The organism is Kitasatospora sp. GP30 (assembly GCF_029892145.1).
Taxonomy (GTDB): domain Bacteria; phylum Actinomycetota; class Actinomycetes; order Streptomycetales; family Streptomycetaceae; genus Kitasatospora; species Kitasatospora acidiphila.
Genome location: NZ_JARZAH010000029.1, coordinates 64876 through 90963 on the forward strand (window position 1 = coordinate 64876; position 26088 = coordinate 90963).

Below are 26088 nucleotides of genomic sequence, written 5' to 3' on the forward strand. Positions count from 1 at the left end.
CGCAGGTGGGGGAGGGATCCGGTTGGCGTGGGCGAGGGGCCGGTTCATAGGGTTGCGGCATGCTCGACGAACCTTCGACCAATCGCAATGGCCCGGCCGCTGCCGAGTCGCCGCTGATCGCCAGCCTGCGGGCGGCAGTTGCCGCGGCACCCCAGGACATACCCCTGCGCCTGCACCTCGCCGAGCTGCTGCTCGACGGCGGGCACGGGCACGCGGCAGTGGCCGAGGCCGCCCTGGTGCTCAGTCAGGCCCCCGGGGATGCGCAGGCGCGGGCTTTGCTGGTGCGGGCCATGGGCGGCGGACCGGCGGCAGTAGCGCCCGTGGAGCAACAAGCGGATCCCGTTGAGCAGTTGGCCGGGTTCGACTGGGCTGCCGCCGCGCAGGAGATCGGGGACGCCGTGCCGCCGCGGTTCGCGGGGCAGGCTCATGCCAAGGAAGCCCCGGTTGCGGTCGATGGCAGCGGAGACCCGGGGGAGGCGAGCGCCTACGACGTGGACGCCCCCGATGGACCCGGCGCGGTGCGGCTCGCGGATGTCGGCGGAATGCAGGAGGTCAAGGACCGTTTGGAGGCCGCCTTCCTCGCGCCCATGCGCAACCCCGAACTGCGCAAGCTGTACGGCAAGAGCCTGCGCGGCGGGCTGCTCCTCTACGGGCCGCCCGGGTGCGGCAAGACGTTCATCGCCCGCGCCGTCGCCGGCGAACTCGGTGCGAACTTCATCAACGTGTCGATCAACGACGTGCTCGACATGTGGATCGGCAACTCCGAGCGCAACATGCACGAGGTGTTCGAGACCGCCCGCCGGCAGGCGCCCTGCGTCATCTTCCTCGACGAGCTGGACGCACTCGGCGCCAAGCGCAGCCGCACCCAGCACAACGGCATGCGCAACACGGTCAACCAGCTGCTCACCGAGCTGGACGGCGTCAACGACGTCAACGAGGGGGTGTTCGTGCTCGCGGCCACCAACGTCCCCTGGGACGTGGACATCGCGCTGCGCCGCCCCGGCCGGCTCGACCGCACCCTCCTCGTGCTGCCGCCCGACGGCCCGGCCCGGGAGGCGATCCTCCGCTACCACCTGCGCGAACGCCCCATCGAGTCAGTCGACTTGGGCAAGCTGGTGAAGGCCACCGAAGGTTTCTCCGGTGCCGACCTCGCCCATGTCTGCGAGAGCGCGGCCGAGTCGGCGCTGCTCGACTCCGCCCGCACCGGCACCGTCCGTATGATCAACAACAAGGACCTGCTGGGCGCCGCGAAGGCGATCCGGCCGTCCACCGAGCCGTGGTTCGCGGCCGCCCGCAATGTCGCGATGTTCGCCAACGAGGGCGGCACCTATGACGAGTTGCTCGCCTACCTGAAGAAGGCCCGGAAGCTGTGACGACCGCCCACCACCCGCTGGTCGAGCAGGCAGCCGCCCTGATGGCGCTCGACCGCACCGACGAGGCCCGCGCGCTGCTCGCCCGGCGGCTGGCCGACGACCCGAGCGACGTGCGCGCCTGGACGCGCCTCGCCCGCTGCTGCCTGTCGGTCAAGGAGTACGAGGAGGCGCTCGCCGCCACCGGCGAGGCAGTGGCCCTCGCGCCCGAGGACTATGACGCCCACTGCGTCCGGGTCTACGCGCTGCGGCGCCTGGTCCGGCCGGACGAGGCCCTGGCCGAAGCCCAGCAGACCATCCGGATCAACCCGCAGCTCTGGCAGGGCTATGCCGCCCTCTCGGAGGCCCTGACCGCGTTCCGGCCCCGCTGGCCCGAGGCGCTGGAGGCGGCGGCGACCGCCGTGCGGCTCGGCCTGGACGAGGTCGATGCGCACAGCGCGCTGTGGAAGGCCGCCGTGGTCAACGGCCGCTTCGACCTGCGGCAGCGGGCGGTGCTGGAGATCCTGCGCATCGACCCGCAGGATGCCTGGGCGCTCGGCGAGCGGGCCCGCGTGGCCGACGGGGAGGCCGCGAGTCCGCCGCTGACCGGCGCGGGCGCCAAACTGCCGGCCGCCGCCGAGGCGTTCGCCGACGCACTCGCCGCCGCCCCCCAGGCCCCGCAGGCCGACCGGCAGCGCAAGCAGCTGGACGTGGCGGTGTTCCGGATGCTGCGCGGCACCCGCTGGCTGGCGCTGCTCTGCCTGGTGATCGCGGCCCTCGCCGCCCGGGTCTTCCCGACCGGCAGCGACCCCACGGCCCTGCCGGGGCCGCTCGGCACCCGGCTCTACGCGCTCGCCGGGATGGGTGCGGTCTGGGGCTTCGGTGCCTGGCGCCGCTACCGGGGGCTGCGGGCCGGGGTGCGGATGAGCCTGTGGTCGTTGGTCCGGCGGGTGGGATGGGCGCGACTGGTGGTCGCGCAGTCGGCCTGGTGCACGCTCACCGCCGTGGTCATCGACAGCATGCCGTGGTCCGAACGCACCGTCCCGCAGGTGCTGTTCTGGGTGGCGCTGGTGCCGACGCTGCTCACCGTGTGGTTCGAGCGCGCGGCGATCCGCAGCTGACGCGTACGCACCATCCTGCCGTTCGTCCGGCCGACGCCGGCCGGGCAACCGGGGGACCAGTCACGTCCTACCAGCGAGCCGAGAATCAACGGCTGTGTGATTGGGCTAGCCCAATCAAAGCCGACGCCGACTCCTGCGACGACATGGAGAACTGCGGCGTCGCCCCGGGTGACACCTGGCTGAGTCAGCCGCGCGAGCCGGTCAGCCGGGATCAGCCGGGAAAGGCCGGCAACGCGCCCTGGAACAGCCAGGCGTCGAAGAGTCCCGCCAACTCGGCGCCGCCGTACCGCTGGGCATGCGCCAGGAAGTCATCGGTGGTCACCACGCCGTGCCGCCGCGCGGCCGTCCACTCCCGCAGCAGCGCCGCGAACGCCTCGTCCCCGAGGGCCTGGCGCAGCGCGAAGACCGCGAGGCCGCCGCGCTCGTACACCCGGTCGTCGAACATCAGCCGGCGGCCCGGATCGGCCAGCACCAAGTCCTGGGGAAGCTCCGCCAGTTGGGCATAGGCACGAGCCGCGTGCATGCTCGCCGCCGGGCCGCCCGCATGCTCGGCCCAGGCCCACTCGGCGTACTTGGCGAAGCCCTCGTTCAGCCAGATGTACCGCCAGTCGGCCACCGTCACACTGTTGCCGAACCACTGGTGAGCCAGCTCATGCGCCACCAGGCGCTCCCAACCGCGCAGGCCGTCAACGTGGTTGGTGCCGAACACCGCCATGCCCTGGGCCTCCACCGGGACGTCCAGCTCCTCGTCGGCCACCACCACCGTGTAGCCGTCGAAGGGGTACGGGCCGAACAACTCGCTGAAGAACCGCATCATCTGCGGCTGCCGCCCGAAGTCATGCGCGAAGCGGTCCAGCAACGCCGGCGGTACGTATGCGGTTTGCGGCACCTCGCCGGTCAGCAGCACCCGCTCCAGCGGTGCGATCGCCACCCCGACCAGATAGCTCGGGGTCGGCGCCGACTGCTCGTAGACCCAGGTGCTGCTGCTCGCCCGGGTGGTCCGGGAGAGCAGCCGGCCGCCCGTCACCACCGTGTACGGCGACGGCGCGGTCAGGGACAGCAGGTACGACGCCTTGTCCGCCGGGCGGTCGTTGCACGGGTACCAGGAGGGCGCGCCGATCGGCTGGCTGGCCACCAGCGCGCCGTCCGTCAGTTCCTCCCAGCCCAGCCCGCCCCACTGGCTGCGCACCGGCTTCGGATTGCCGCTGTAGTGCACCTCGACGGTGAACGCGGCCCCCGCCGGGATCGGCCGGGGCGCCTTGACCCGCAACTTGCCGCCCCGGTGCGCGTAGTGCGCGGCCTTGCCGTCCAGCAGCACCCGGCCGATCCGGAAGTCGGCCAGATCGAGCGCGACTTCACGCAGCGGCTCCGAACCGGCCAGCGCCAGCAGCCGGGCGGTGCCGCCGAGCCGGTTGGGCCCGGGACGGTAGTCCAGCGTCAGTTCATAGCGGTGCACTCGGTAGCGCGGATCGCCGTGGTCAGGAAAATACACATCCGCCTGCTTGCTGGGGCTCACCGAGCTGTCCACTCCCTGCGTCACGCCTGCCAGGCCTCGATCGGGTTGCCCAACCAGCGGGTGTCCGCCGGGACGGACTCGGCACGCATCACCAGCGAGGCCGGCCCGAGGGTGCTGCGGGCCCCGACGGTGCTGCCGGGCAGCACGATTCCGCCCGGGCCCAGCGTGGCGCCCTCGCGGAGGATCACAGTATCCATGCGCATGATCCGGTCGTGAAAGAGGTGGGTCTGCAGCACGCAGCCCCGGTTGACGGTCACCCCGGTCTCCAGCGTGACCAGGTCGGCCTCCGGCAACCAGTAGCTCTCGCACCAGACGCCCCGCCCGATCCGGGCACCCAGCGCCCGCAGCCAGAGCACCATCAGCGGGGTGCCCGGCACCGCGCCGACCAGCCACGGCACCGCCAGCACCTCCACGAAGGTGTCGGCCAGCTCGTTACGCCACACGAAACCGCTCCACAGCGGGTGCTCCACCGGACGGAACCGGCCGACCAGCAGCCACTTGGCAGCAGCCGAGACCAGCGCGGCCAGCAGCCCGGCCGCCGCCAGCACGAGGCCGCCGAACAGCGCCATGGCCAGCGGATCCCGCAGCAGGCACAGCGTGAAAGCGGTCAGTACGGCCACCGCGGCCGAGCAGAACACCGGCAGCAGCCGGGCCAGTTCGACCAGGCCGCGCGCCCAGAGCAGCCGGGTCGGCGGGTCGTACGTCAGGCCCTTCTCGCCCTTCTCGGCGGCGCGCGGCAGCTTGACCGGCGGCAGGCCCAGGTAGGAGCTCCCCTTCTTGGCCTTCTTGGGGGTGGCCGACAGCACCCCGACCAGGCCGCGATCGGGCACCGCCCGACCCGGCGCGGTCATCCCGGAGTTGCCCAGGAACGCCTTGCGCCCGATCTCGGCGCGGTCGATCCGCAGCCAGCCGCCGCCCAGCTCATAGGGGGCGATCAGGGTGTCGTCGGCCAGGAAGGCGCCGTCGCCGACCGTGGTCAGGCTGGGCAGCGCCAGCACCGTGGAGACCTCGGCGCGCCGCCCGATCTTCATGCCGAGCAGCCGCAGCCAGACCGGGGTGACCAGGCCGGCGTAGAGCGGGAAGAGCCGCTCCCGGGCCTGGTCCATCAGCTGGCTGACCGTCCAGGTCTGCCAAGCGATCCGGCCGTGCAGCGGGTGGTGGCCGGGAACCAGGCCGAGGCTCAGCAGCCGGATCGCGGCGACCAGCAGCCCGGCGTACCCCAGGCCGAAGACCAGCGCGGCCGGCACCACCGCCGGCAGTGCGCCACGCAGTGCGTCACCGAACGCCGCGTCCGCGGGCACGAACAGCCCGGCCAGCAGCAGTGCCGGCACCGCGGCCAGCAGCGGAAGCACCGTCAGCGCCAGGCCGGAGGCGCCGTAGGCCGCCGCCCAGCCGGAGTGGCGCGGCGGGCGCTGCCGGGGCCAGCCGCGCTCGGCCCGGCCCAGTTTGGCGGCCGGTGCGCCGCCCCAGCGCTGGCCGGTCGGCACCTGCCCGGTGACCGAGGAGCCGGGCGCGATCTCGGCCCGCTTGCCGACCCTGGCGCCCGGCAGCAGGGTGCTGCGGGTGCCGACCACGGCGGCCGAACCGACCCTGACCTGGCCGATCTCCAGCCGGTCGCCGTCCAGCCAGTGGCCGGACAGGTCGACCTCGGCCTCCACCGCGCAGCCCCGGCCGAGCCGCAGCATCCCGGTCACCGGCGGCAGCGAGTGCAGATCGACCTCGGGCCCGATCCGGCACCCCAGGGCCTGGCCGTAGCGCACCAGCCAGGAGCCGGACAGCCCGGTGGCGCCGCTCGCCTCGGCCAGCCGCTCGGCCGCCCAGAGCCGCAGGTGCACCGAGCCGCCGCGCGGATGGCTGCCCGGCTGCACCCCGCGCAGCAGCAGCCGGGCACCGCCCGCCGCGATCGCGATCCGGCCCAGCGGACTGAACAGCAGGGCGACCCCCGCACCGACCGGCCACCAGGAGGCGGTCGGCGCCCACGGATAGCCGCCGAGCAGGTGCAGCAGATTGCCCAGCGCCAGCAGCAGCACCGTCCAGCGCAGCCCGGTCAGGGTGAACAGCGGTAGCAGCGCGAGCAGTTGGATCAGTTTGGCGCGGGTCGGCAGCGGGGTGACGGTCCGCTCGGCGCCGTCGGCCTGGGCGGTGCCCTCCAGGTGGCGGGCCAACTTGCGCAGCACCGGCTGCTGGTAGATGTCGAGCACGGCGGCGGCCGGATAGCGGCTGCGCAGCAGGGTGGTGAGCCGGGCGGCCGCCAGGCTGCCGCCGCCGATCGCGAAGAAGTCGTCGCGGGCGCTGGTCACTTGCACGCCGAGGATCTCGCTCCACTGCTCGGCGAGCCAGGCCTCGGTGCCGTAGAGCTGCTCGACCGGGCCGGTGGGCTCGGCGTCGGGCAGCGGCCAGGGCAGGGCGTTGCGGTCCACCTTGCCGGAGGTGCGGGTGGGCAGGTCGTCGACGACGGCGAGCAACGGGACCAGCGCGGCCGGCAGTTCGGCACGGAGCCGGGCCACCGCCTGCTCGCGGTCGAAGCCGTCGGAGGTGACCAGGTAGCCGACCAGCAGCTGGTTGCCGCCGCGCGCGGTGCGGACCGCGGCGGCCGCGCCGGCCACGCCGGGCAGTGCCTGCAACGCGGCGTCCACCTCGCCGAGTTCGATCCGGCGCCCGCCGAGCTTGATCTGCTCGTCGGCCCGGCCGAGGAAGACCAGGCCCTCGGGGTCGGCCCGGACCAGGTCGCCGCTGCGGTAGGCGCGGTCCCAGCCGAGCGCCGCCAGGGGCGCGTACTTCTCGGCGTCCTTGGCCGGGTCCAGGTAGCGGGCCAGGCCGACACCGCCGATCACCAGCTGGCCGCTGCCGCCCAACGGGACCGGCTCGCCGGCCTCGTCCACCACGGCCAGCTCCCAGCCGTCCAGCGGCAGGCCGATCCGCACCGGGCCGTCGCCGCCGAGCAGCGCACCGCAGGCGACCACGGTGGCCTCGGTCGGCCCGTAGGTGTTCCACACCTCGCGGCCCTCGGTGACCAACCGCTCGCTCAGCTCCGGCGGGCAGGCCTCGCCACCGAAGATCAGCAGCCGCACATCACCCAGCGACTCGGCCGGCCAGAGCGCGGCCAGCGTCGGGACGGTGGAGACCACGGTGATCTCCTGCTCCGCCAGCCAGGGGCCCAGGTCCGCGCCGCCGCGCACCTGGGAGCGGGGGACCGGCACCAGGCAGGCGCCGTGCCGCCAGGCCAGCCACATCTCCTCGCAGGAGGCGTCGAAGGCGACCGACAGGCCGGCCATCACCCGGTCGCCCGGGCCGATCGGCTCGTCCTGCAGGAAGAGCGCCGCCTCGGCATCCACGAACGCGGCGGCGCTGCGGTGGCTGACCGCGACGCCCTTGGGCTTGCCGGTGGAGCCGGAGGTGAAGATGATCCAGGCGTCGTCCTCGGGGCGCGGCTCGCCGGCCACTGCACCGGCGGGCTCGGCGGCCTGCGTGCCGTGCGGCGCGGCGGCCGCCGTGCTCCCCGGGGTTGCCGGGGTCAGGACGGTGAGCGCCAACCCGGCGCCCAGCACCGCGCTCACCCCGGCCTCGCCGAACACCAGGTCGGCCCGCTCCTGCGGGTCCTCGGCATCCACCGGTACATAGGCGGCACCGACGGCGAGCACGGCCAGGACCGCGACATAGAGGTCGTTGGTGCCGGACGGCACCCGGATGCCCACCCGGTCCCCGCGCCCCACCCCGGCGGCGGCCAGCCGCCGGCGCAGCGCGGCCACCTCGCCGGTCAGCGCCTGGTAGCTGAGCCGGGTGCGGCCGTCGTCCAGCGCCGGCTCCTGCGGGTGCGCGGCGGCGCTGGCGGCCAGGATCTCCACCAGGGTGCGCGGCGGCGGTGCCGGCCGCGCCGCGAAGATCGCGAGCGGGCCACCGGGCCCGCCCTGCTCACCCCCAGTGGTGACCTGCGTCATGACAGCCATCCGGACCTCGTCCCTCGACCCCCGCCCGGGTCGCCGGTATGCCCCTTCCGACCTGCGGTTCTGCGTCGGATCACGGGCCCTCGGCGGCTCCGGAGCACAACAACCCGACCGATACTAGACCCGCATCATCGGCCACGGTGAGTGTCAACTCGACGCGATCAAGGCAAAACTGATGAATCATCAGCTGTCATCTCGGCGCCATTCGAATGAAACTGACGGATCGTCAGTCCTTTTGACGATCCGTCAGATGGTTTTTTCCGATGTGACCCACTCAACAGCGTGCGGGCGTGTCGTGGTCGGCTTTCGTCAGAACCGGAAGACCGGGTCGGTGCGGGTGTGCAGGCCGCAGGAGTTGGCGAAGGCCTGCCGCCAGTGCACCGTCATGCCGGCCCAGCTGCCGTCGGCGGTGGCGGCGACCGGCGCGTAGAGGTCGTTGCAGAGCACCCCGGTGCGCGCCTTGAGCTGGTCGAGGTTGCCGCCGGCCAGGTCCAGCGCGTCACAGGCGGCCTGGGCCTGCGGATGGCTGCCGTCGGCGGGGTGGCAGAGCAGTTCGGCGGCGCCGATCGGGACACCGGTCTCGGCGGCGACCACCCGGAGGGTGAGGTGCGAGTCGGGGAACGGAGTGGCCCGGGCGGGCGTGGCGGTGAGCAGGGCGAGTGCGACGGCGGCCAGCGCCGCGCGGATGCGCAGGGAGATCACCCGCACAGAGCTACCACCGGCTGGGCCACCACGCCCAAACCCGTCACTCCATCGTGGGCGCGTCGCTCGGCGGATCCATCGGATGGCGCAGTGCCTCGGCGCGCGCCGCAACCAGGACCCGGTCGAGCAGGCCCGGCAGCGTCTGCTCCAGGTCGGCGGTGCGCAGGGTGCTCACCCGCGAGGTGCCGCGCCGGTGCTGGCGGATCACCCCGGCCTCGCGCAGCACTCGGAAGTGGTGCGTGGTGGTCGACTTGCTGACCGGCAGGCTGAAGGCGATGCAGGCCATGTCCTGGTGCCCGTCCGCGAGCTGACGCACGATCTGCAGCCGGACCGGGTCAGCCAGGGCGTGCAGCACGGCGGCCAGGCGGATGTCGTCGGTGGCCGGCTCGGGAAGGCGGGTGGTCGTCGTGGCTTCGGTCACGGGGACAATCGTACGACTTCCTTCGTAGTTCGTCGGTCGTCGTACTTCGAAGGATCTCGTAGTACGATGCCTCTCGTAGCAGCCGGCCGTGTCAGCCGGCGCCTTTCCGTCCGTCGAAGTCCGTCGAGGAGTGCTGATGTCCGCCTTGTTCGAGCCGATCACCCTGCGCGAGCTCACCGTGCCCAACCGGGTCTGGATGGCCCCGATGTGCATGTACTCCGCCGCCACCGAGGGGCCGGAGACCGGTGTGGCCACCGACTTCCACCTGGCTCACCTCGCGGCCCGGGCGGCCGGCGGCACCGGGCTGGTGATCATGGAGGCCACCGCCGTGGCGCCGGAAGGCCGGATCTCCCCGGCCGACCTCGGCCTGTGGAACGAGCGCCAGCAACAGGCGCTGAGCCGGGTGACGGCCGCGATCAGCAGCCACGGCGCGGTGCCCGCGATCCAGTTGGCGCACGCCGGCCGCAAGGCCTCCTCGCGTCGCCCCTGGGAGGGTGGCGCCGGCATCCCGGCCACCGACGGCGGCTGGCAGACCGTCGGCCCGACCGACGCCGCCTTCGGTGACCACCCGGAGCCGGACGCGCTGATGGTCCAGGAGATCCAGCGCATCGTGCGGGCCTTCGGCGCGGCCGCCGAGCGGGCGCTGGCGGCCGGCTTCAAGGCCGTCGAGGTGCACGGAGCGCACGGCTACCTGATCCACTCCTTCCTCTCCCCGCACACCAACCACCGCACCGACGAGTACGGCGGCTCCTGGGAGAACCGGACGCGCTTCGCCCTGGAGGTGGTCGCCGCGATCCGCGCCGTCTGGCCCGCCGAACTGCCGGTCTTCTTCCGCACCTCGGCCACCGACTGGCTGACCGAGAACACCGAGGACGCGCGCGACGGCTGGACCGCCGAGGACACCGTGCGGCTCGCCAAGGAGCTGCAGCAGGCCGGCGTCGACCTGCTGGACGTGTCCACCGGCGGCCTGGTGCCGGACGCCAGGATCCCGGTGGGCCCCGGCTTCCAGGTGCCGTTCGCCAGCGCGGTGCGGGAGGGAGCCGGGCTGCCGGTCGGCACGGTCGGCATGATCACCGAGCCGGCGCAGGCGGAGGCGATCGTCGCCGAGGGGCGCGCGGACGTGGTGCTGCTCGGCCGCGAGCTGCTGCGCACGCCCTACTGGGCGAACCTGGCCGCACGCGAGCTGGGCGCGGAGCGCCGCTGGCCGACGCAGTACGGGTACGCGGTGGGCAGCAACGCCTGACCGGGCGGCTGCTCGGTGTCGTGCGCGTGGGCGAGCGCTTGCTTAGCGCCCCGTGCGTGGGCGGGTGCTTGCTCAGCGCCCTGCGTCTGACCGGGCGCTTGCTCGGCGCCTGAGCAGCCGCCAGCCTCTGGCCAAGCGCTTGCTCTGCGTCTGCCTTGGCGCTTGCCCAGCACGTGAGCAGTCGCCGGCCTCTGGCCAAGCGCTGCTCAGCCTCCTCCGCCCCGGTGCCGTCCCTTCAGCGCCGGGGCGGCCTGCTGCCCGTCAGCGGGGCGTCCCGCCCGGGCCCGCGCCGCTTTTGCGCGGCGACCTGACGCGAGATCACGATCTCCGCCAGGCACCAGAAGATCCCGAACACCCCGACCCCGCTGACCAGTAGCGACAGGGTCAGCGCCTTGCGCGCGTGTGCGTAGGAGGCCAGCGTCGCGTAGGTCAGGCTGACCAGGGTGAAGGCGAGGAAGACCACGGTGCGGACGCTGGCCGCGCGCACCTCGTCCGGCATCCGACGCCTGCGGCGTGCAGCGGCCATCGACGGTACCCCCGGCTGTCGTTCGATCGGGCAGCGGACCCACCGCCCCCCGTTCACTGCCTGCCCGCGCCGCCCCGGCGCAAACAGCACCCCGCCGACCCACGCGCCCCTCTCCGCACGGGGCGCACCCGGCGTCAGCCGAGCCCGGGGGTGCAGCTCCTAGCGCCCCGGCGCAAAGGGCGCGCCACCGACCCACGCGCCCCCGCCGCGTGGTGCGCACCCGGCGTCAGGCTCCTGCAGCGCCCCGGCGTAAACAGCGCGCCACCTCCCCACACGCCCCCCGCCGCCCCTGGCACGCAGTACGCGCAGCTCGCACCCGGTGTCAGCCGAGCTCGGCGTTCAGCTCCTGCAGCGCCCCGGTGACGATGGTGCGCATCGCCCGTTCGGCATCGTCCGCCACGCCCGCGCAGACCGCGTCGGCGACCTCCCGGTGCAGCCGTACCGCGTACTCGCGCGGTTGGTGCGGCATCAGGTTGTGCTCGGTCCGGCCGGTCAGCACCGCGCCCACCGTGTCGCCCAGGTGAGCGAACATCTCGTTGCCGGAGGCGCGCAGCACCAGGGCGTGGAACGCCATGTCGTGGCGGAGGAACGCAGCCAGGTCGGCGGCCCGCGCCGTCATCGTCAACTCCGCTGCCAGTGCGGCCAGTTCGCGGCACTGGTCGGGGGTGGCGTGGTGCGCGGCGAGTGCGGCCGCGGCCGGTTCGACGGCGACTCGCAGCGAGCCGAGCGAGCGCAGCTGGGCGGCCCGGTCGGCGCCGGCGAGCCGCCAGCGGATCACCAGCGGGTCGAACACGTCCCAGGCGTCCTTGGGCTGCACGGTGATCCCGACCCGCCGCTTGGAGCTGACCAGGCGCATCGACTCCAGCACCCGGACCGCGTCGCGCACCACCGTCCGTGAGACCCCGAACCGCGCTTCCAGTTCCTCGATCCGCAATACCGTCCCGGCGGGCAGCTCGCCCGCGGCAATGGCCGGCCCCAGTGCGTCGAGCAGTCTGCCGGGCAGCCCCTGGATCTCCATCCGGCCAGCCTAGAGGGCCCGCTTCGGGTGGCCGGGGGAGGACCTGCCGGATCAGAGCAAATAAGTATGACGATTTGATGTCGCTGCCTTGAATAAGTCATACCTTTGCCGCGATAGTGACTGCACCGCAGTCAGTCAGGAGCACAACTCATGGGTCTCAACGCCGAGAACCACGACGCCGAGAACCACGACACCGGCAACAAGGACGCCGGCAACAAGGACTCCGGCACCCAGCACGCCTCGACCGCCCCGAAGCCGCTGATCGTGGTGATGGGCGTCGCCGGCGTCGGCAAGACCACGGTCGCCGAACTGCTCGCCCAGCGCCTCGGGCTGCCCGAGGCCGAGGCGGACGACTTCCACCCGGCCGCGAACATCGCCAAGATGTCGGCCGGCATCCCGCTGGACGACGACGACCGGCAGCCCTGGCTGCGAGCGATCGCCGGCTGGCTGCACGAGCGCGGTGAAGCCGGCACCGGCGGCGTCGTCACCTGCTCCGCGCTGAAGCGCGGCTACCGCGACATCCTGCGGCAGGGCTGCGCCCGGGCGTTCTTCCTGCACCTGGACAGCAGCCGGCGGCTGGTCGCCGACCGGCTCGCCCACCGCACCGGCCACTTCATGCCGGCCTCGCTGCTCGACTCCCAGTACGCCGTCCTCGAACCGCTGCAGGCGGACGAGTTCGGCGCGGTGCTGGAGGTCGAGCCGGCGGACACCCCCCACGAACTCGTCGAGAAGGCCGTGGCGCTGCTGCGGCCCGTCAATGGAGACCTCGCGTGATCCCGTCCCCCACCCTGCTGGCCGCCGCGCCGGCGCTCGCGCACAGCCACAGCGACAGCCGGCTGGTGCTGGCGGCGCTGCTCGGCATCGGCTCGATCGTGCTGCTGATCACCAAGTTCAAGGTGCACCCGTTCCTGGCGCTGACGCTCGGCTCGATCCTGCTCGCGGCGGTCGCCGGTGCCCCGTTCGACCAGCTGACCAACAGCTTCGCCGTCGGCTTCGGAGCCACCGTGACCAGCGTCGGCCTGCTGATCGGCCTGGGCGCCATGCTCGGCAAGCTGCTGGCCGACTCCGGCGGCGCCAACATCATCGCCGACACCGTGCTCGGCAAGTCGACCAAGCGCACCCTGCCCTGGGCGATGGCGCTGATCGCCGCGCTGCTCGGCCTGCCGCTCTTCTTCGAGATCGGCGTGGTGCTGCTGATCCCGATCGTGCTGACCGTCGCCCGCCGCGGCAACATTCCGGTGCTGCGGGTCGGCATCCCGGCGCTGGCCGGCCTCTCGGTGCTGCACGGCCTGATCCCGCCGCACCCGGGCCCGCTGGTGGCGATATCCGCACTCAAGGCCGACCTCGGCACCACCCTGGCGCTCGGCCTGCTGATCGCCGTGCCCACCCTGGTCATCGCCGGCCCGCTCTACGCCAAGGTCGCCGAGCGCTGGGTCGGCCCGCTGGAGCTGCCCGAGATCGCCGAGGAGCAGCCGGCCGAGCGGCCCGAGCACACCCCCGCGTTCGGCGCGGTGCTGGCCACCATCCTGCTGCCGGTGGTGCTGATGCTGGCCAAGGCGCTGGCCGACGTGGTGATCGACAAGCCCACCGACACCACCCAGCGGGTCATGGACACCATCGGCACGCCGCTTATAGCGCTGCTCGTCGCCGTCCTGGTCGGCATGTTCACCCTGGGCAGGGCGGCCGGCTTCGACCGGAAGCGGATCTCCGCGACGGTGGGCGGTGCGCTCGGCCCGGTCGCCGGCATCGTCTTCATCGTCGGCGCGGGCGGCGGCTTCAAGCAGACCCTGGTGGACGTCGGCGTGGGCGACGTGATCAGCCACTGGGCCGGCAAGATGCACATCTCGGTGCTGCTGCTCGGCTGGCTGATCGCGGTGCTGATCCGCCTGGCCACCGGCTCGGCCACGGTCGCCACCATCACCGCCGCCGGCATCGTCTCCCCGCTGGCGCACAACATGACCGGCACCCACACCGCGCTGCTGGTGCTCGCGGTCGGCGCCGGCTCGCTCTTCTTCTCGCACGTCAACGACGCCGGCTTCTGGTTGGTGAAGGAGTACTTCGGGATGAGCGTGGGGCAGACGATCAAGTCCTGGTCGGTGATGGAGACGGTGATCTCGGTGGTCGCCATCGCCCTCATCCTTCCCCTCAGCCTCGTGGTCTGACGGATCGCCACCTGAGCGGGGCATGATGGTTCCGTAAGGGTCCTCGGGCGGTCGCCCGAGGACCCGGGTTCCGGATCGACGGACGGGAGAACCAGCATGCCCCTCACCGGCGAGTACCAGCCGAGCGCAACCCAGTTCGTGCGTGACCAGGTCGCGTTGTACGAGTCCTCCGGCGGCACCGAGGGCACCACCATGCAGGGCAGGCCCGTGGTGGTGCTGACCACCCTGGGGGCCAAGTCCGGCAAGCTGCGCAAGACTCCGCTGATGCGGGTCGAGCACGACGGCCGGTACGCCGTGGTGGCCTCCCAGGGCGGTGCGCCCACGCACCCGGTCTGGTACCACAACCTGGCCGCCGACCCCCGGGCCGAGCTGCAGGACGGCCCGGTCCGGCAGGACATGACGGCCCGGGAGCTCTCCGGCGAGGAGCGCGACCTGTGGTGGGCCCGGGCCGTCGAGGCCTGGCCGGACTACGCGGAGTACCAGAAGAAGACCGACCGGGTGATCCCGGTCTTCGTGCTGGAGCCGGCCGCCGCGCCGCACGCCTGACCCAAGACCCAGCGAGGGCCCCGCACGCCGCCTGACTGGCCGTCAGGCGGCGTGCAGCCGTACCGGCAGGCTCACATGCGAGTTGATCAGGGTGGTGGCCTTGCGCACCGGCGGGCCGAGCAGCTCGATCCGCTCGACCCGGGCCAGGAGTGCCTCGAAGACCAGCCTGATCTCCAACCGGGCCAGCGGTGCGCCCAGGCAGAAGTGCTTGCCGCTGGTGAAGGCGTAGTGCGGGTTGGGACTGCGGTCGATCCGGAAGGCGTCCGGCTCCGCGAAGACCTCCTCGTCGCGGTTGGCCGAGGTGATCCAGAGGCAGAGCAGATCGCCGGGTTCGAGCGGGGTGCCGCCGACCACCCGCGGCTCCACGACGGTGCGGATGAAGTGCTGCGTCGGCGTCACCCAGCGCAGCACCTCCTCCACTGCGGAGTCCAGCAACTCCGGGCGGCGGCGCAGCAGCTCCCACTGGTCGGGGTGCTCGGCGAACGCGACCAGGCCGCCCGCGGTGGCGTTCTTGGTGGTCTCATTGCCCGCCACCGCCAGATTGAGGCAGTTCAGCAGCACCTCGTCACGGCTCAGCCGCTCGCCGTCCGCCAACTCGGTGTCCAGCAACCGGCGGATCAGGCCCTGCGGTGCCAGCTCGGCATGGTTGAGCAGGCCCGCCAGGTGGATCAGCAGCTGACTGTTGGCGGTCTTGGTGGAGGCCCGCCGGGCGGCCAGCTCGCCGGCCCGCGGGTCGTCCATGGTCAGTGAGCCGGCGATGGCCCGGCTCGCCCGGTCGGCCAGCCGGTCCCACTCCCGCTCCGGGAGTCCGAGCAGCAACCCGGTGGCGGCGGCGGGCAGCCTGGCGGCGACCGCCGCGACGAAGTCGCACTCGCCGGCCCGCACCGCGTGCTCGACCCACTCGGCCACCAGTTCCTGGAGGGTCCCGTTCACCGTCTTCGCCACCGACTTGTTCAGGCCGCCGCTCAGCAGTCGGCGCAGCCGGGTGTGGCCGGGCGGGTCGGAGATCTCGATCATCTTGCCGGCCGCCGGGTCGCGGCTGCCGAGCGCCGAGTCCAGGGTCATGCCCGACTCGCAGCTGAAACCGGTGGCGTCCCGGAACACCGCGTCCAGGTCGCGGTAGCGGGTGGCCGACCAGAAGCCCGGCGCGTCCGCGCGCTCCTGGCGGTGCAGACCGCCCCGGCGGCGCAGCTCGGCGAACGCGGCGTACGGCGGGGCGGGGTCGAAGGAGCGCGGGTCGGTCAGGTCCGGGATCGCGGCCAAGGTGTCGGTTGCGGCGGGCAGGACGTCAGTCACGGCGGGCACCTCCGGTGGTGGCGGGCGGCGCCGGGATGAACCCGGACGCGTGGAAGTACGCGATGTAGTGGTCCAGCAGCTCCCGGTCGACCGGCGGGCAGTCGATCCCGGTTCCGGCCAGTTCCCGGTCCACCCGGGCGCGGTCCAGCTGCGGTGAGACGCTCTGCGCGGCCAGCTCCTGCACGGTGATTCCACCGGGGGTGACCCGCTTGGTGAAGAGCCGGGTGAGCGGGGTGAACGGGTGGTCGGGCCGGTCGGCGAGGTGTGCCAGCAGCGCCTCGATCCACTCGTCGTACCCGATGGTGCGGATCTCGTGGCCGTGCGCGCGCAGCCGGTCCACCAGATCGGCCAGCACCCCTTCGCGGGGGTTGACCAGGTGGTAGGTCTGGCCTTCGGCGGGGGAGTGCAGGGCCAAGTGCACGATGGCGGCGGCCACATGGTCGACCGGCAGCAGATTGAGCGCCAGGTCGAGGTCCGGGGCCAGGCCCAGTTCGGCGATCACCCGGAACAGCGCGCAGAGCGCGGCACCGCTGTTCCAGACGTGCCCGGTGGTGTCGCCGGATATCTCGTAGGGCCGGTGCACCGCCACCGGCAGACCGCCCCGCCCCGCGCTGCGGACCACCTCCTCGGCCACCCACTTGCTCTCCGGGTAGCCCATGGCGAGCAGTTCGACGTGGTCCAGCGGGGTGTCCTCGGTGACCCGGCGCACCCCGGCCGCGCCCATGCCGTGCACCACCGCCAGCGTGGAGACGTGGTGCACCGGCACCGCCCGCCCGGCGGCCAGCCGCAGCACCTCCTGGGTGCCGTACACATTGGCGGACCGCAGCTTCTCGTACGGGTAGAGGAAGTTGACCTCGGCCCCGCAGTGGTGGATCACATCGGTGGTGGCGGCCAGCTCGGCCCAGTCGGAGTCGCTCAGGCCCAGGCGGGGGTGGGCCAGATCGCCGAGCACCGGGCGGACCCGGTCGGCGGGCAGCGGATGGCGGGCGCCGTAGCGCTCCTGGGCCTGGGCGAGCCGGCGGCGGGCGTGTTCGGCGTCGTCGGCCCGGACCAGGGTGTGCACCACGGCGTCGGTGCGCTGCAGCAGTTCGCGCAGCAGGTAGGCGCCGAGGAAACCGGTCGCACCGGTGAGCAGCACGGTGCGCGGAGCCCGCCAGTCGGGGCGCGGCTCGGCAGTGGCCACCACCGGAACGTCCCACACCAGGTCGGGCCGCCAGCGGTCGAGTCGCAGCCCGTCGGCGTCGGCGTCCGGGGCGGCATCGAGCACCCGTTCCACCACGGCGGTGAACGCGCGCAGCGTCGGCTCGGCCAGCAACTCGGTCACCAGCAGGTCGCCCAGGCCGTCGTCGATCTCCAGGGTGCTCTGCACCTCGGCCACCAGTTGCACGGCGGCCAGCGAGTTGCCGCCGGACTGGAAGAAGTCGTCCTCCGGTTCGGCCTGCCCGTCGGGCAGCACCGAGGCCCAGATCCGCGCCACGGTCCCAGCGGGGGAGTCCGCACCGGCCCGCGCCGCCGGGACGGCCACCGCGGCGGGCAGCGCCGCCCGGTCCAGCTTGCCGCTCGGTGTGAGCGGCAGCCGGTCCAGCACGGTCACGGCCGCGGGCACCATGTAGCCGGGCAGCCGCTCGCGCAGGAAAGCACGCAACTCGGCTGCGCTGGGCGCCGGTTCGGGCCCGTCCCCGGTGGCCACGTAGGCGGCCAGGTAGCGGCTGAGCGCGTCCTCGTGCGGCAGCACAACGGCGTCACTGACCGCCGGATGGCCGGCCAGCGCGGCGCGGACCTCCGCCAGTTCGATCCGGTGGCCGCGCACCTTCACCTGCTCGTCGCGGCGCCCGCAGAACTCCAGGGTGCCGTCCGGCCGGTGCCGGCCGTAATCCCCGGTGCGGTAGACCCGGACCGACGATCCATCGGCTCCCAGGGCCAGTTCGACGAACCGCTCGGCGCCGGCCCCAGGCGCGTTCAGGTAGCCGTTCGCCAGAGCGCCGCCGCTCAGGCAGAGTTCGCCCTGCTCGCCGGGCGCGGCCAACGAGCCGTCCTCGCGCAGCAGATGGCAGCCGGTGTCGGCGATCGGCCGCCCGATCGGCACGCTGACCGCGTCGGCCGGCACGTCGGTGATCTCGTGTGCGAGCGCCACGCAGCCGGCCTCGGTGGGGCCGTAGGCGTTCACCAGGTGCTGCGGACGGCCGAGTTCGAGCACCCGGCGGGCGGCCTCCGGCTGCAGCGCCTCGCCGCCGGTGACCACGTAGCGCAGGCCGGCGAACATCTGCGGCCGCTCCCGCGCCATCAGATGGAAGAGGCTGGTGGTGAGGAAGAGCACGGTGATCCGCTGCTCTTCGATGAACCGGGCCAACGCCGGTGCTGAGAGCAGGACTTCGGTGGCAGCCGGTACCAGGCAGGCGCCGTTCAGCAGGGTCGGCCACAGCTCCAGCACGGCCGCGTCGAAGGAGAGCGTCGAGCCGTGCAGCACCCGGTCCTCGGCGCCGATCGCCAGGAAGCCGTTGTCGATCGCCAGTCGGGCCACGCCGCGCTGGGGCACCGGCACCGCCTTGGGGCGGCCGGTCGTGCCGGAGGTGAACATCACATAGGCGGGAGCCGCGGGCTCGGGTGCCGGTAGCGGGCCCGGTGCGCTGCCCGCGGCCAGCACCTGCTCGAACTCCCAGGCCGGCAGCTCACCGTGCTCGATCCCGGCACTGCCCGGCAGTCGTACCACGGCCACCGCGCGGCCGTCGCCCAGCATCATGCGGCGGCGCTCGGCCGGCAGCGACGCGTCCAGCGGTAGGTATCCGGCGCCGGCCAGCACGGTGCCGACCAGGGCGGTGCAGGCGTCGGCCCCGCGTTGGCCGGCGATCCCGACCACCGACCCGGGGGCCACCCCGAGACGGCCCAGGCCCCGGGCGAACCGCTCGGCCGCGGCCCGCAGTTCGGCATAGCTCATGGCTCCGGTGGCGGTGACCACGGCCGGCCGCTCTGCGTGGCGCTCGGCCTGCCGGGTGAACAACTCGGCCAGTGGGCGCCGATAGTGCTCAGCTGCCGCTCCCCGGGCGGGCAGGACACTCTCGATGGTCATCGGCGTGCTCTCTTTCGTCTCCCTGGAATGGCAGCGAGTCTAGGCAGAGGAAAGATGTTGATGAACCGTCAAATAATAGTGCTCACAGGGAGGTTGAGCTGCACCTGGAATCTCCGGGGCGGCTGGTCCGGGGTCGTCGGGGAGTGGTCACAGTGGCACTTTCGTGGCGGTACTGTGTCGAAGCAGTGAACATGACAGCGGCGGGCCCGATCGGGCCCGCCGCTGTCATGCCGGTGCGTGCTTACTTGTTCTCGTACTCCGCGATGACCGTGCCGCGGGCCACGGCCTGGAAGCCGATGGTGGCGCCGATCGCCGCCGCCGAGGTGTCCGAGTCCAGGCCCAGCTTCTCGACGCCCAGCGCGGTCACCGAGAAGACATAGCGGTGCGGACCGTGCCCGGCCGGCGGCGCGGCACCGCCGAAGTTCTTGGTGCCGTAGTCGTTGCGGCCCTGGACCGCCCCGGCGGGCAGGCCCGCGAAGTCGCCACTGCCGGCGCCGGTGGGCAGCGAGGTCACGGTCGCCGGGATGTCGAAGACGATCCAGTGCCACCAGCCGCTACCGGTCGGCGCGTCCGGGTCGAAGCAGGTGACGGCGAAGCTCTTGGTCTCGGCCGGGAAGCCCGACCAGCTCAGCTGCGGCGAGAGGTCGCCGCCCGCCAGCACCTGGGCCTCGCCCAGCGTGCCGCCGTCGGTCACGTCGGTGCTGGTCACGGTGAGGTCGGGCACCTGGCGCTGGAAGTCGTGCGGGAGCGGTGGCCTGGTCACGGCGGGGACGCCTCCTGGGAGCGGGCTGGAAACTGACGTTGCGCCAGAGCCTAGACGAACAGGGCCCATGAGAACGGGCGGCCACCCCCATCCCAGGGTGACCGCCCGTCCCGGCGAGTGCCTTGGCGTCAGCCGTGCGAACGGCCCTTCAAGAACTCGTCGACCTCGGCCCGGACCTCGGGCGTGTCCAGGCCGCGCACCGTCATGGTGGTGCGGCGGCGCAGCACGTCGTCCGTGGTGTAGGCCCACTCGTTGTCGGCCGCGAAGGCGACCTGCGCCCACACGTCCGGGCCGTCCGGGTGGATCGGCTCGCCCAGCGCCGGGTCCTCGGCGATCAGGCGGGCGATGTCGAAGGAGAGGGTGCCGTAGTGGCTGGCCAGGTGCTTGGCCACCAGCGGCTCCATCCGCGAGCCGGGCTCACGGTCGATCAGCAGGCGGTGCGCCACCGCGTTCGGCGCGCCGACGCCCGGCAGCGGCACGGTCGCGGCGATCGGGGAGATGTCCTCGCCGATCCCGGTGCCGCGCACGTGCGCCAGCTTCTCCAGGACCGTCCGGCCGATGTGGCGGTAGGTGGTCCACTTGCCGCCGGCCACCGAGAGCATGCCGCCCTTGCCCTCGGTCACCACGGTCTCGCGCTTGGCGGCGGCGGTGTCACCCGGGCCGCCGGGCAGCACCCGCAGGCCGGCGAAGGAGTAGGTGATCAGGTCGCGGTCCAGGTGCTCGTCACGGATCGCGTGGCCGGCCTCGCCCATGATCTGGTCGATATCGGCCTGGGTGGCCCGGACGTCCTTCGGGTCGCCCGTGTACTCCTCGTCGGTGGTGCCGAGCAGGACGTGGTCCTCCCACGGAATCGCGAACGACACCCGGTACTTGTCGATCGGGATGGTCAGCGCGGCCCGCCACGGGCTGCGGCGCTTGACCACCACGTGGGCGCCCTTGGAGAGGCGGATCGACGGCGCGGCGCCGGCGTCCTCCATCTGCCGCAGGTGGTCCACCCACGGGCCGGTGGCGTTCAGCACCAGGCGGGCGTTGACGCCGAACTCGGTGCCGTCCAGCCGGTCCTTCAGGTCGGCGCCGGTCACCCGGCCGCCGGTGAACCGGAGCCCGGTCACCTCGGCGTGGTTGAGCACCACGGCGCCCGCGTCGACGGCCGCGCGCACGGTCATCACGGCGACCCGGGAGTCGTTCATCTGGTGGTCGCCGTAGACCGCGACCGAGCGCAGGCCCTCGGTGCGCAGCGCCGGCACCTGCTGGGCGGCGTGCGTGGCGGTGGAGACCCGGCCCATGCCGTCACGGAACGCGGAGAGCGCGGAGTAGAGGAAGACACCGGCGCCGAGCTTGGGGGCGCTGTGCGGGCCGCCCTTGTAGACCGGAACGAAGAAGGTCAGCGGGTTGACCAGGTGCGGCGCCACATCGGTGGCGAGCGCCCGGCGCTCCTTGTGGTTCTCCGCGACCAGCTTGACCGCGCCGGTCTGCAGGTAGCGCAGACCGCCGTGGACCAGCTTGGAGGAGGCGCTGGAGGTGGCGCCCGCGAAGTCGCCCGCGTCCACCATGGCGACCTTCAGGCCGGCCTGGGAGGCGGTCCAGGCGACCGCGGTGCCGAGGATGCCGCCGCCGATCACCAGCAGGTCGTAGGTCGCCTTGCCCAGCAGCTCACGGGTCTCGGCGCGGGAAGCGGTGCGGCCGGGGGTGCGCTCGGCGCCCAGGGTCGGGATGGTAGCCATGATGTGTGTTTCCGGGTCGCGGTGCGGGCGACGCCGGGTCTCCTCTCGAATTTCGGTACGGCCGCCGGGGCGGCCAGGCAATGCGCCGGCCGGGGCTGTCCGCACCCCGGCCGGCCGTCGGCTCAGCTCTCCTGCTGCTCCTCCTCCACCCAACCCATGGTGCGCTCCACGGCCTTGAGCCACTTCTTGTACTCGCGCTCCCGAGTGGCCTCGTCCATCCGCGGCGTCCACTCGGCGGCGCGGTGCCAGTTGGCCCGCAGGGTGTCCAGGTCCGGCCAGAAGCCGACCGCGAGGCCGGCCGCGTAGGCGGCGCCCAGAGCGGTGGTCTCGGCCACGTAGGGCCGCTCCACCGGGACGTTCAGGACATCGGCGATGTTCTGCATCAGCAGGTTGTTGGAGGTCATGCCGCCGTCCACCTTGAGGGCGGTCAGCTCGACACCGGAGTCCTTCTCCATGGCGTCGACCACCTCGCGGGTCTGCCAGGCGGTGGCCTCCAGGACGGCGCGGGCCAGGTGGCCCTTCGTCACGTACCGGGTCAGACCGGCGATCACACCGCGGGCGTCGGAGCGCCAGTACGGGGCGAACAGGCCGGAGAAGGCCGGCACGAAGTAGGCACCGCCGTTGTCCTCGACGGTGTTGGCGAGGGTCTCGATCTCGGCGGCGGTCGAGATGATGCCGAGCTGGTCGCGCAGCCACTGCACCAGCGAGCCGGTGACCGCGATCGAGCCCTCCAGGGCGTAGACCGGCTTCTGCTCGCCGATCCGGTAGCCGACGGTGGTCAGCAGGCCGTGGTACGAGTTGACGACCTTCTCACCGGTGTTCAGCAGCAGGAAGGTGCCGGTGCCGTAGGTCGACTTGGCCTCGCCCTCGTTGAAGCAGGTCTGGCCGAACAGGGCCGCCTGCTGGTCGCCGAGCGCCGAGGCGACCGGCACGCCCTCCAGGTCGCCGACCGCGTGGCCGTAGACCTCGGCGGAGGAGCGGATCTCGGGCAGCACCGTCAGCGGGACGCCCATCGACTCGGCGATCTTGTCGTCCCAGGCCAGGGTGTGCAGGTTCATCAGCATGGTGCGGCTGGCGTTGGTCACGTCCGTGACGTGCTTGCCGCCGTTGACACCGCCGGTGAGGTTCCAGATGACCCAGGTGTCCATGGTGCCGAAGAGGATGTCGCCCGCCTCGGCGCGCTCGCGCAGGCCCTCGACATTGTCCAGCAGCCAGCGGATCTTCGGGCCGGCGAAGTAGCTGGCCAGCGGCAGGCCGGTCTCGCGGCGGAACCGGTCCTGGCCGACGTTGCGGCCCAGCTCGCGGCAGAGCGCCTCGGTGCGGGTGTCCTGCCAGACCAGCGCGTTGTACACCGGCTCACCGGTGTTCTTGTCCCACAGCACGGTGGTCTCGCGCTGGTTGGTGATGCCGATCGCGCGGATGTCGTCCTTGGTCAGGCCGGCCTTCTCCAGGGCGCCGCGGACCACGGACTGGACGCGGGTCCAGATCTCGGCGGCGTCGTGCTCGACGTAGCCGGGCTGGGGGAAGATCTGGCGGTGCTCCTGCTGGTCGACGGAGACGATCCGGCCGTCGGCACCGAAGATGATGCAGCGGCTCGAGGTGGTGCCCTGGTCGATCGCGGCAATGTAGTTGGCGGTCATGAAGTGATCCTCGGCTCTGAGGTGGGGGAGGGAAAAGAGGGCGGGCCGGCTCGGCGAGTTCTAGAACAGGGCCTTGTCGAGGAGGCCGGCGAGCAGGCCGCCGATGGCGGGGCCGGCCACCGGGATCCAGGCGTAGCTCCAGTCCGAGGTGCCCTTGTTCGGGATCGGCAGCAGCGAGTGGACGATGCGCGGGCCGAGGTCACGGGCCGGGTTGATGGCGTAGCCGGTCGGGCCGCCGAGGGAGAGGCCGATGCCGACCACGGTGAGGGCGGTGATCAGGATGCCCATGCCGCTGAGCTCCTTGCCGAGGGTCAGCCCGGAGGTCAGGATCAGCATGCAGAGCACCATGGTGCCGATGATCTCGGTGAGCAGGTTCTGGATCGGGTTCCGGATCTCGGGGCCGGTCGAGAAGATGCCGAGGGTGGGCTCCTCGTTGGCCTGGAACTGGCCGAGGTAGACCACCCACACCAGGAAGGCACCGATGATCGCGCCGAGCAGCTGGGAGCCGATGTAGAGCGGCACGTGGCTCCAGTCGCCGCTCTTGACGGCGAGGGCCAGGGTGACGGCCGGGTTGAGGTGGGCACCCGACTTGGCCGCGGACATGTACGCGGCCACCAGCACCGCGAAGCCCCAGCCGAAGGTGATCGCCAGCCAGCCGGCGTTCTGGGCCTTGGACTTCTTGAGCGTGACGGCGGCGCAGACGCCGCCGCCGAGGAGTATCAGCGCGGCCGTGCCGAGCGTTTCGCCGACGAAGATGTCGCCGTTCGAGAAGGCGGACACAAAGACTCCTTTGTCCATATGGCCGTTTGCCTGGTGGGTGTGGTGCCCGTGGCAGGAGGCGGGTGGGGGAGGACCGGCCGGTTGGGGGGACAGTGGCCGGTGTGAGCAGGCGTTCCCGTCCCTGGGAGGCGTCCCTGCGGCGGCGAGGACGACCGGTGAGCGACGGAATCACCCGGTTGGGCTCTTCCGACGGCCACTGTTCGACATTGTCGACCGCTATGCGGGAGTTTTCACCCTGGAAGGTGCCCACGTCAAGGCCGGTGACCTCCCTGTGACCCTCCCCTCGCCGGGCCCTGGGGGACGGTTGGCGAGGCCGGCAAGCGGGAGGGCGAAAACAGGGACAAAACACCGGATGGCGGACAGCACTGCTGCCCACCATCCGGCATGCCCCTCGCGGGGCCAGAAGCAGTCGTGGAGTCAGAAGCGGTTGGCGCCCAGATCCCGGGAGATCGCCCGGGCTGCGTCACGTACCGAGGCGACCAACTCCGGCCGCACGAAACCGTTCTCACAGACCCGCTCCACCGCGCCGTTGACGCAGACCGCGCCGACCGGGTTGCGGCGGCGGTCCTGGATCAGCGCGCCGATCGAGGCCACCCCCTCCCAGGTCTCCTCGATGGCGTCCGCCCAGCCGCGCTCACGGATCAGCGCGCACTCGGCGTCGACGTCCTCGACATCGGTCAGGGTGCGCGGCGTGAAGGCCTCCAGCGGGCCGTCGCCCAACTCGCCGCGGGCCACCGGGTCGTAGGCCAGCAGCACCTTGCCCAGCGCGGTGCTGTGCAGCGGCTGCATCGAGCCGACCTCCAGCACCTGGCGGGTGTCGTCGGGCCGGAAGACGTGGTGCACGATCAGCACCCCGTGCTGGTGCAGCACCCCCAGGTAGACCGTCTCGCCGGCCGCCCGGGCCAGGTCGTCCGCCCAGACCAGGGCGCGGGCCCGCAGCTCGTGGACGTCCAGGTAGCTCTGGCCCAGTCGCAGCAGCTCGGCGCCCAGCTGGTACTTGCCGCTCTCCGGGTCCTGCTCGACGAAGCCCTCCAACTGCAGGGTGCGCAGGATGCCGTGTGCGGTGCCCTTGGCCAGGTCGAGCGAGGTGGCCACCTCGGAGAGGCCGAGGCGGCGCTCACCGCCGGCCAGCAGGCGCATGATCGCGGCGGCCCGGGAGAGCGACTGGATCGGGCCGGGCATGAGGGACCTCCACTGACAAGACTGGCACGCATTCGACAATGTCGCACGGTTCGTGGTCATGTCGACTACGGGGATATCGTCCCGAGTCTGCCAGGCGCGGTGGTGAAGATGCACGTCGCCCACCCGTTCTCGGCCGTTCCGCCACCGGCTACCCGCCCGTAGCGCGATACTCCGCCACCACCGCCGCCAGCTCGGCGATCTGCTCCGGACCCACCCGGCAGCAGCCCCCGACCAGCCGCGCCCCGTCCGCCAGCCAGCCGGCCGCGAACCGCGCCGGCCCCTCGGCGGCGCCCCGCCAGCCGTCCGCCTCCCACCGCTCCCCGCTGTTGGGGTACGCCACCACCGGCTTGCCGGTCACCGCCGCCGCCACCCGCACCGCCCCGGTCACCTCCCACGGCGCACAGCAGTTCACCCCGACCGCGACCACCTCCGGCACCTCGGCCGCCAGCGCGAACGCCTCCGCCAGCGGCTGCCCGGCCCGGGTCCGCCCACCGGCCACCGTGTAGCTGAGCCAGGCCGGCACCCCGAGACCCCTGACGGCCCGCAGCAGCGCCCGGGCCTCCAGCGCGTCCGGCACCGTCTCCAGCGCCAGCACATCCGGGCCGGCCGCCGCCAGCACCTCCAACCGCGGCCGGTGGAACCGCTCCAGCTCGTCCACGGTCAGCCCGTACCGCCCCCGGTACTCCGAGCCGTCCGCCAGCACCGCGCCGTACGGCCCCACCGAGGCCGCCACCCACGGCGCGCCCTCCCCCAGCCTTCGGCCGGGGGGACCTCCAGATGCCCGCGCCAGTGCCACGCTCGACGCCAGCAGCCGCGCCGCTTCCGCTCGCCCGATCCCGCGCCGGGCGAACCCCTCGAAGCTCGCCTGGTAGCCGGCCGTGATCAGCACCTGCGCCCCGGCCGCCAGATACGCGCGGTGCGCCGCGGTGACCGCCTCCGGCGCGTCCGCCAGCAGCCGCGCCGACCACAGCTCGTCCGCCAGATCGTGCCCGGCCGCCGCCAGCTGGTTGGACAGCCCGCCGTCCAGCACCAGCGGCCCAGCCGCCAGCGCCGCCGCAAAGCCCTCGGCCAAGGCCGTCACCTCCTAC

20 protein-coding genes are annotated in these 26088 nt (G+C 72.7%); 6 read left to right on the top strand and 14 right to left on the bottom strand.

The annotated features are described in order from the left end of the window. Positions 1-59: 59 nt before the first annotated feature. Together P3T35_RS29525 and P3T35_RS29530 are read left to right on the top strand one after the other, a co-directional pair. Entirely contained in the window at positions 60-1373 is a 1314-nt protein-coding gene (locus P3T35_RS29525) for an ATP-binding protein (protein WP_101379111.1), read from the top strand. Continuing rightward, on the top strand, positions 1370-2470 hold the full coding sequence (locus P3T35_RS29530) for a tetratricopeptide repeat protein (RefSeq protein ID WP_280708444.1): 1101 nt from the start codon (positions 1370-1372) through the stop codon (positions 2468-2470). Before P3T35_RS29525 ends, P3T35_RS29530 begins: the two co-directional genes overlap by 4 nt. A gap of 211 nt (positions 2471-2681) precedes the next feature. Here P3T35_RS29530 and P3T35_RS29535 read toward each other — a convergent pair whose 3' ends face one another. From P3T35_RS29535 to P3T35_RS29550, 4 genes are all read right to left on the bottom strand, one after another. Beyond that, entirely contained in the window at positions 2682-3986 is a 1305-nt protein-coding gene (locus tag P3T35_RS29535; protein ID WP_101384844.1) for a M1 family metallopeptidase, read from the bottom strand. Positions 3987-4006: 20 nt separating this feature from the next. Next, positions 4007-7933, bottom strand: a complete 3927-nt coding sequence (locus P3T35_RS29540; RefSeq protein ID WP_101379110.1) for a Pls/PosA family non-ribosomal peptide synthetase — start codon at positions 7931-7933, stop codon at positions 4007-4009. A 306-nt stretch (positions 7934-8239) separates the two neighbouring features. Beyond that, the gene (locus tag P3T35_RS29545; RefSeq protein WP_180356331.1) at positions 8240-8632 is read right to left on the bottom strand and encodes an SSI family serine proteinase inhibitor; all 393 of its coding nucleotides are present in this window, start codon (positions 8630-8632) and stop codon (positions 8240-8242) included. A gap of 43 nt (positions 8633-8675) precedes the next feature. Next, entirely contained in the window at positions 8676-9053 is a 378-nt protein-coding gene (locus P3T35_RS29550; RefSeq protein ID WP_218976634.1) for a metalloregulator ArsR/SmtB family transcription factor, read from the bottom strand. 136 nt (positions 9054-9189) lie between these two features. On the opposite strand from P3T35_RS29550, the gene P3T35_RS29555 reads away from it, so the two are divergent. Then, positions 9190-10296, top strand: coding sequence for an NADH:flavin oxidoreductase/NADH oxidase (locus P3T35_RS29555; protein ID WP_101379108.1), 1107 nt, complete (start codon positions 9190-9192; stop codon positions 10294-10296). Between the two features lie 235 nt (positions 10297-10531). On the opposite strand, the gene P3T35_RS29560 is transcribed toward P3T35_RS29555, so the two are convergent. After that, on the bottom strand, positions 10532-10822 hold the full coding sequence (locus P3T35_RS29560; RefSeq protein WP_143676737.1) for a hypothetical protein: 291 nt from the start codon (positions 10820-10822) through the stop codon (positions 10532-10534). A gap of 322 nt (positions 10823-11144) precedes the next feature. Beyond that, entirely contained in the window at positions 11145-11840 is a 696-nt protein-coding gene (locus P3T35_RS29565) for an FCD domain-containing protein (RefSeq protein ID WP_101379106.1), read from the bottom strand. Between the two features lie 270 nt (positions 11841-12110). Here P3T35_RS29565 and P3T35_RS29570 point away from each other — a divergent pair, with 270 nt between their 5' ends. From P3T35_RS29570 to P3T35_RS29580, 3 genes are all read left to right on the top strand, one after another. Continuing rightward, on the top strand, positions 12111-12614 hold the full coding sequence (locus tag P3T35_RS29570; RefSeq protein WP_280708464.1) for a gluconokinase: 504 nt from the start codon (positions 12111-12113) through the stop codon (positions 12612-12614). Further along, positions 12611-14002 carry a gluconate:H+ symporter gene (locus P3T35_RS29575; protein ID WP_101379104.1) on the top strand — a complete coding sequence of 464 codons (1392 nt, stop codon included), beginning with the start codon at positions 12611-12613 and terminating at the stop codon, positions 14000-14002. The genes P3T35_RS29570 and P3T35_RS29575 overlap by 4 nt, the downstream gene beginning before the upstream one ends. Before the next feature lie 96 nt (positions 14003-14098). Then, positions 14099-14548 (top strand): nitroreductase family deazaflavin-dependent oxidoreductase, encoded by a 450-nt coding sequence (locus P3T35_RS29580; protein WP_101379103.1) that lies wholly within the window; start codon positions 14099-14101, stop codon positions 14546-14548. A 42-nt stretch (positions 14549-14590) separates the two neighbouring features. Here P3T35_RS29580 and P3T35_RS29585 read toward each other — a convergent pair whose 3' ends face one another. The 8 genes from P3T35_RS29585 to mmuM all read right to left on the bottom strand — a co-directional run bounded on the left by P3T35_RS29585 (position 14591) and on the right by mmuM (position 26072). Next, entirely contained in the window at positions 14591-15844 is a 1254-nt protein-coding gene (locus P3T35_RS29585) for a cytochrome P450 (protein WP_101379102.1), read from the bottom strand. Next, positions 15837-18911, bottom strand: a complete 3075-nt coding sequence (locus P3T35_RS29590; protein ID WP_101379101.1) for an amino acid adenylation domain-containing protein — start codon at positions 18909-18911, stop codon at positions 15837-15839. Before P3T35_RS29590 ends, P3T35_RS29585 begins: the two co-directional genes overlap by 8 nt. A gap of 241 nt (positions 18912-19152) precedes the next feature. Further along, positions 19153-19743 carry a YbhB/YbcL family Raf kinase inhibitor-like protein gene (locus P3T35_RS29595; RefSeq protein ID WP_101379100.1) on the bottom strand — a complete coding sequence of 197 codons (591 nt, stop codon included), beginning with the start codon at positions 19741-19743 and terminating at the stop codon, positions 19153-19155. Between the two features lie 59 nt (positions 19744-19802). Beyond that, complete coding sequence (locus P3T35_RS29600) at positions 19803-21398, bottom strand: glycerol-3-phosphate dehydrogenase/oxidase (protein ID WP_101379099.1); 1596 nt, start codon at positions 21396-21398, stop codon at positions 19803-19805. Positions 21399-21520: 122 nt separating this feature from the next. Beyond that, positions 21521-23038, bottom strand: a complete 1518-nt coding sequence (glpK, locus tag P3T35_RS29605; protein ID WP_101379098.1) for a glycerol kinase GlpK — start codon at positions 23036-23038, stop codon at positions 21521-21523. A 60-nt stretch (positions 23039-23098) separates the two neighbouring features. Continuing rightward, the gene (locus P3T35_RS29610; protein ID WP_323809130.1) at positions 23099-23818 is read right to left on the bottom strand and encodes an MIP/aquaporin family protein; all 720 of its coding nucleotides are present in this window, start codon (positions 23816-23818) and stop codon (positions 23099-23101) included. A gap of 417 nt (positions 23819-24235) precedes the next feature. Continuing rightward, on the bottom strand, positions 24236-25000 hold the full coding sequence (locus P3T35_RS29615; protein WP_101379096.1) for an IclR family transcriptional regulator: 765 nt from the start codon (positions 24998-25000) through the stop codon (positions 24236-24238). 148 nt (positions 25001-25148) lie between these two features. Next, positions 25149-26072, bottom strand: coding sequence for a homocysteine S-methyltransferase (gene mmuM, locus P3T35_RS29620; RefSeq protein ID WP_280708454.1), 924 nt, complete (start codon positions 26070-26072; stop codon positions 25149-25151). Positions 26073-26088 lie beyond the last annotated feature (16 nt).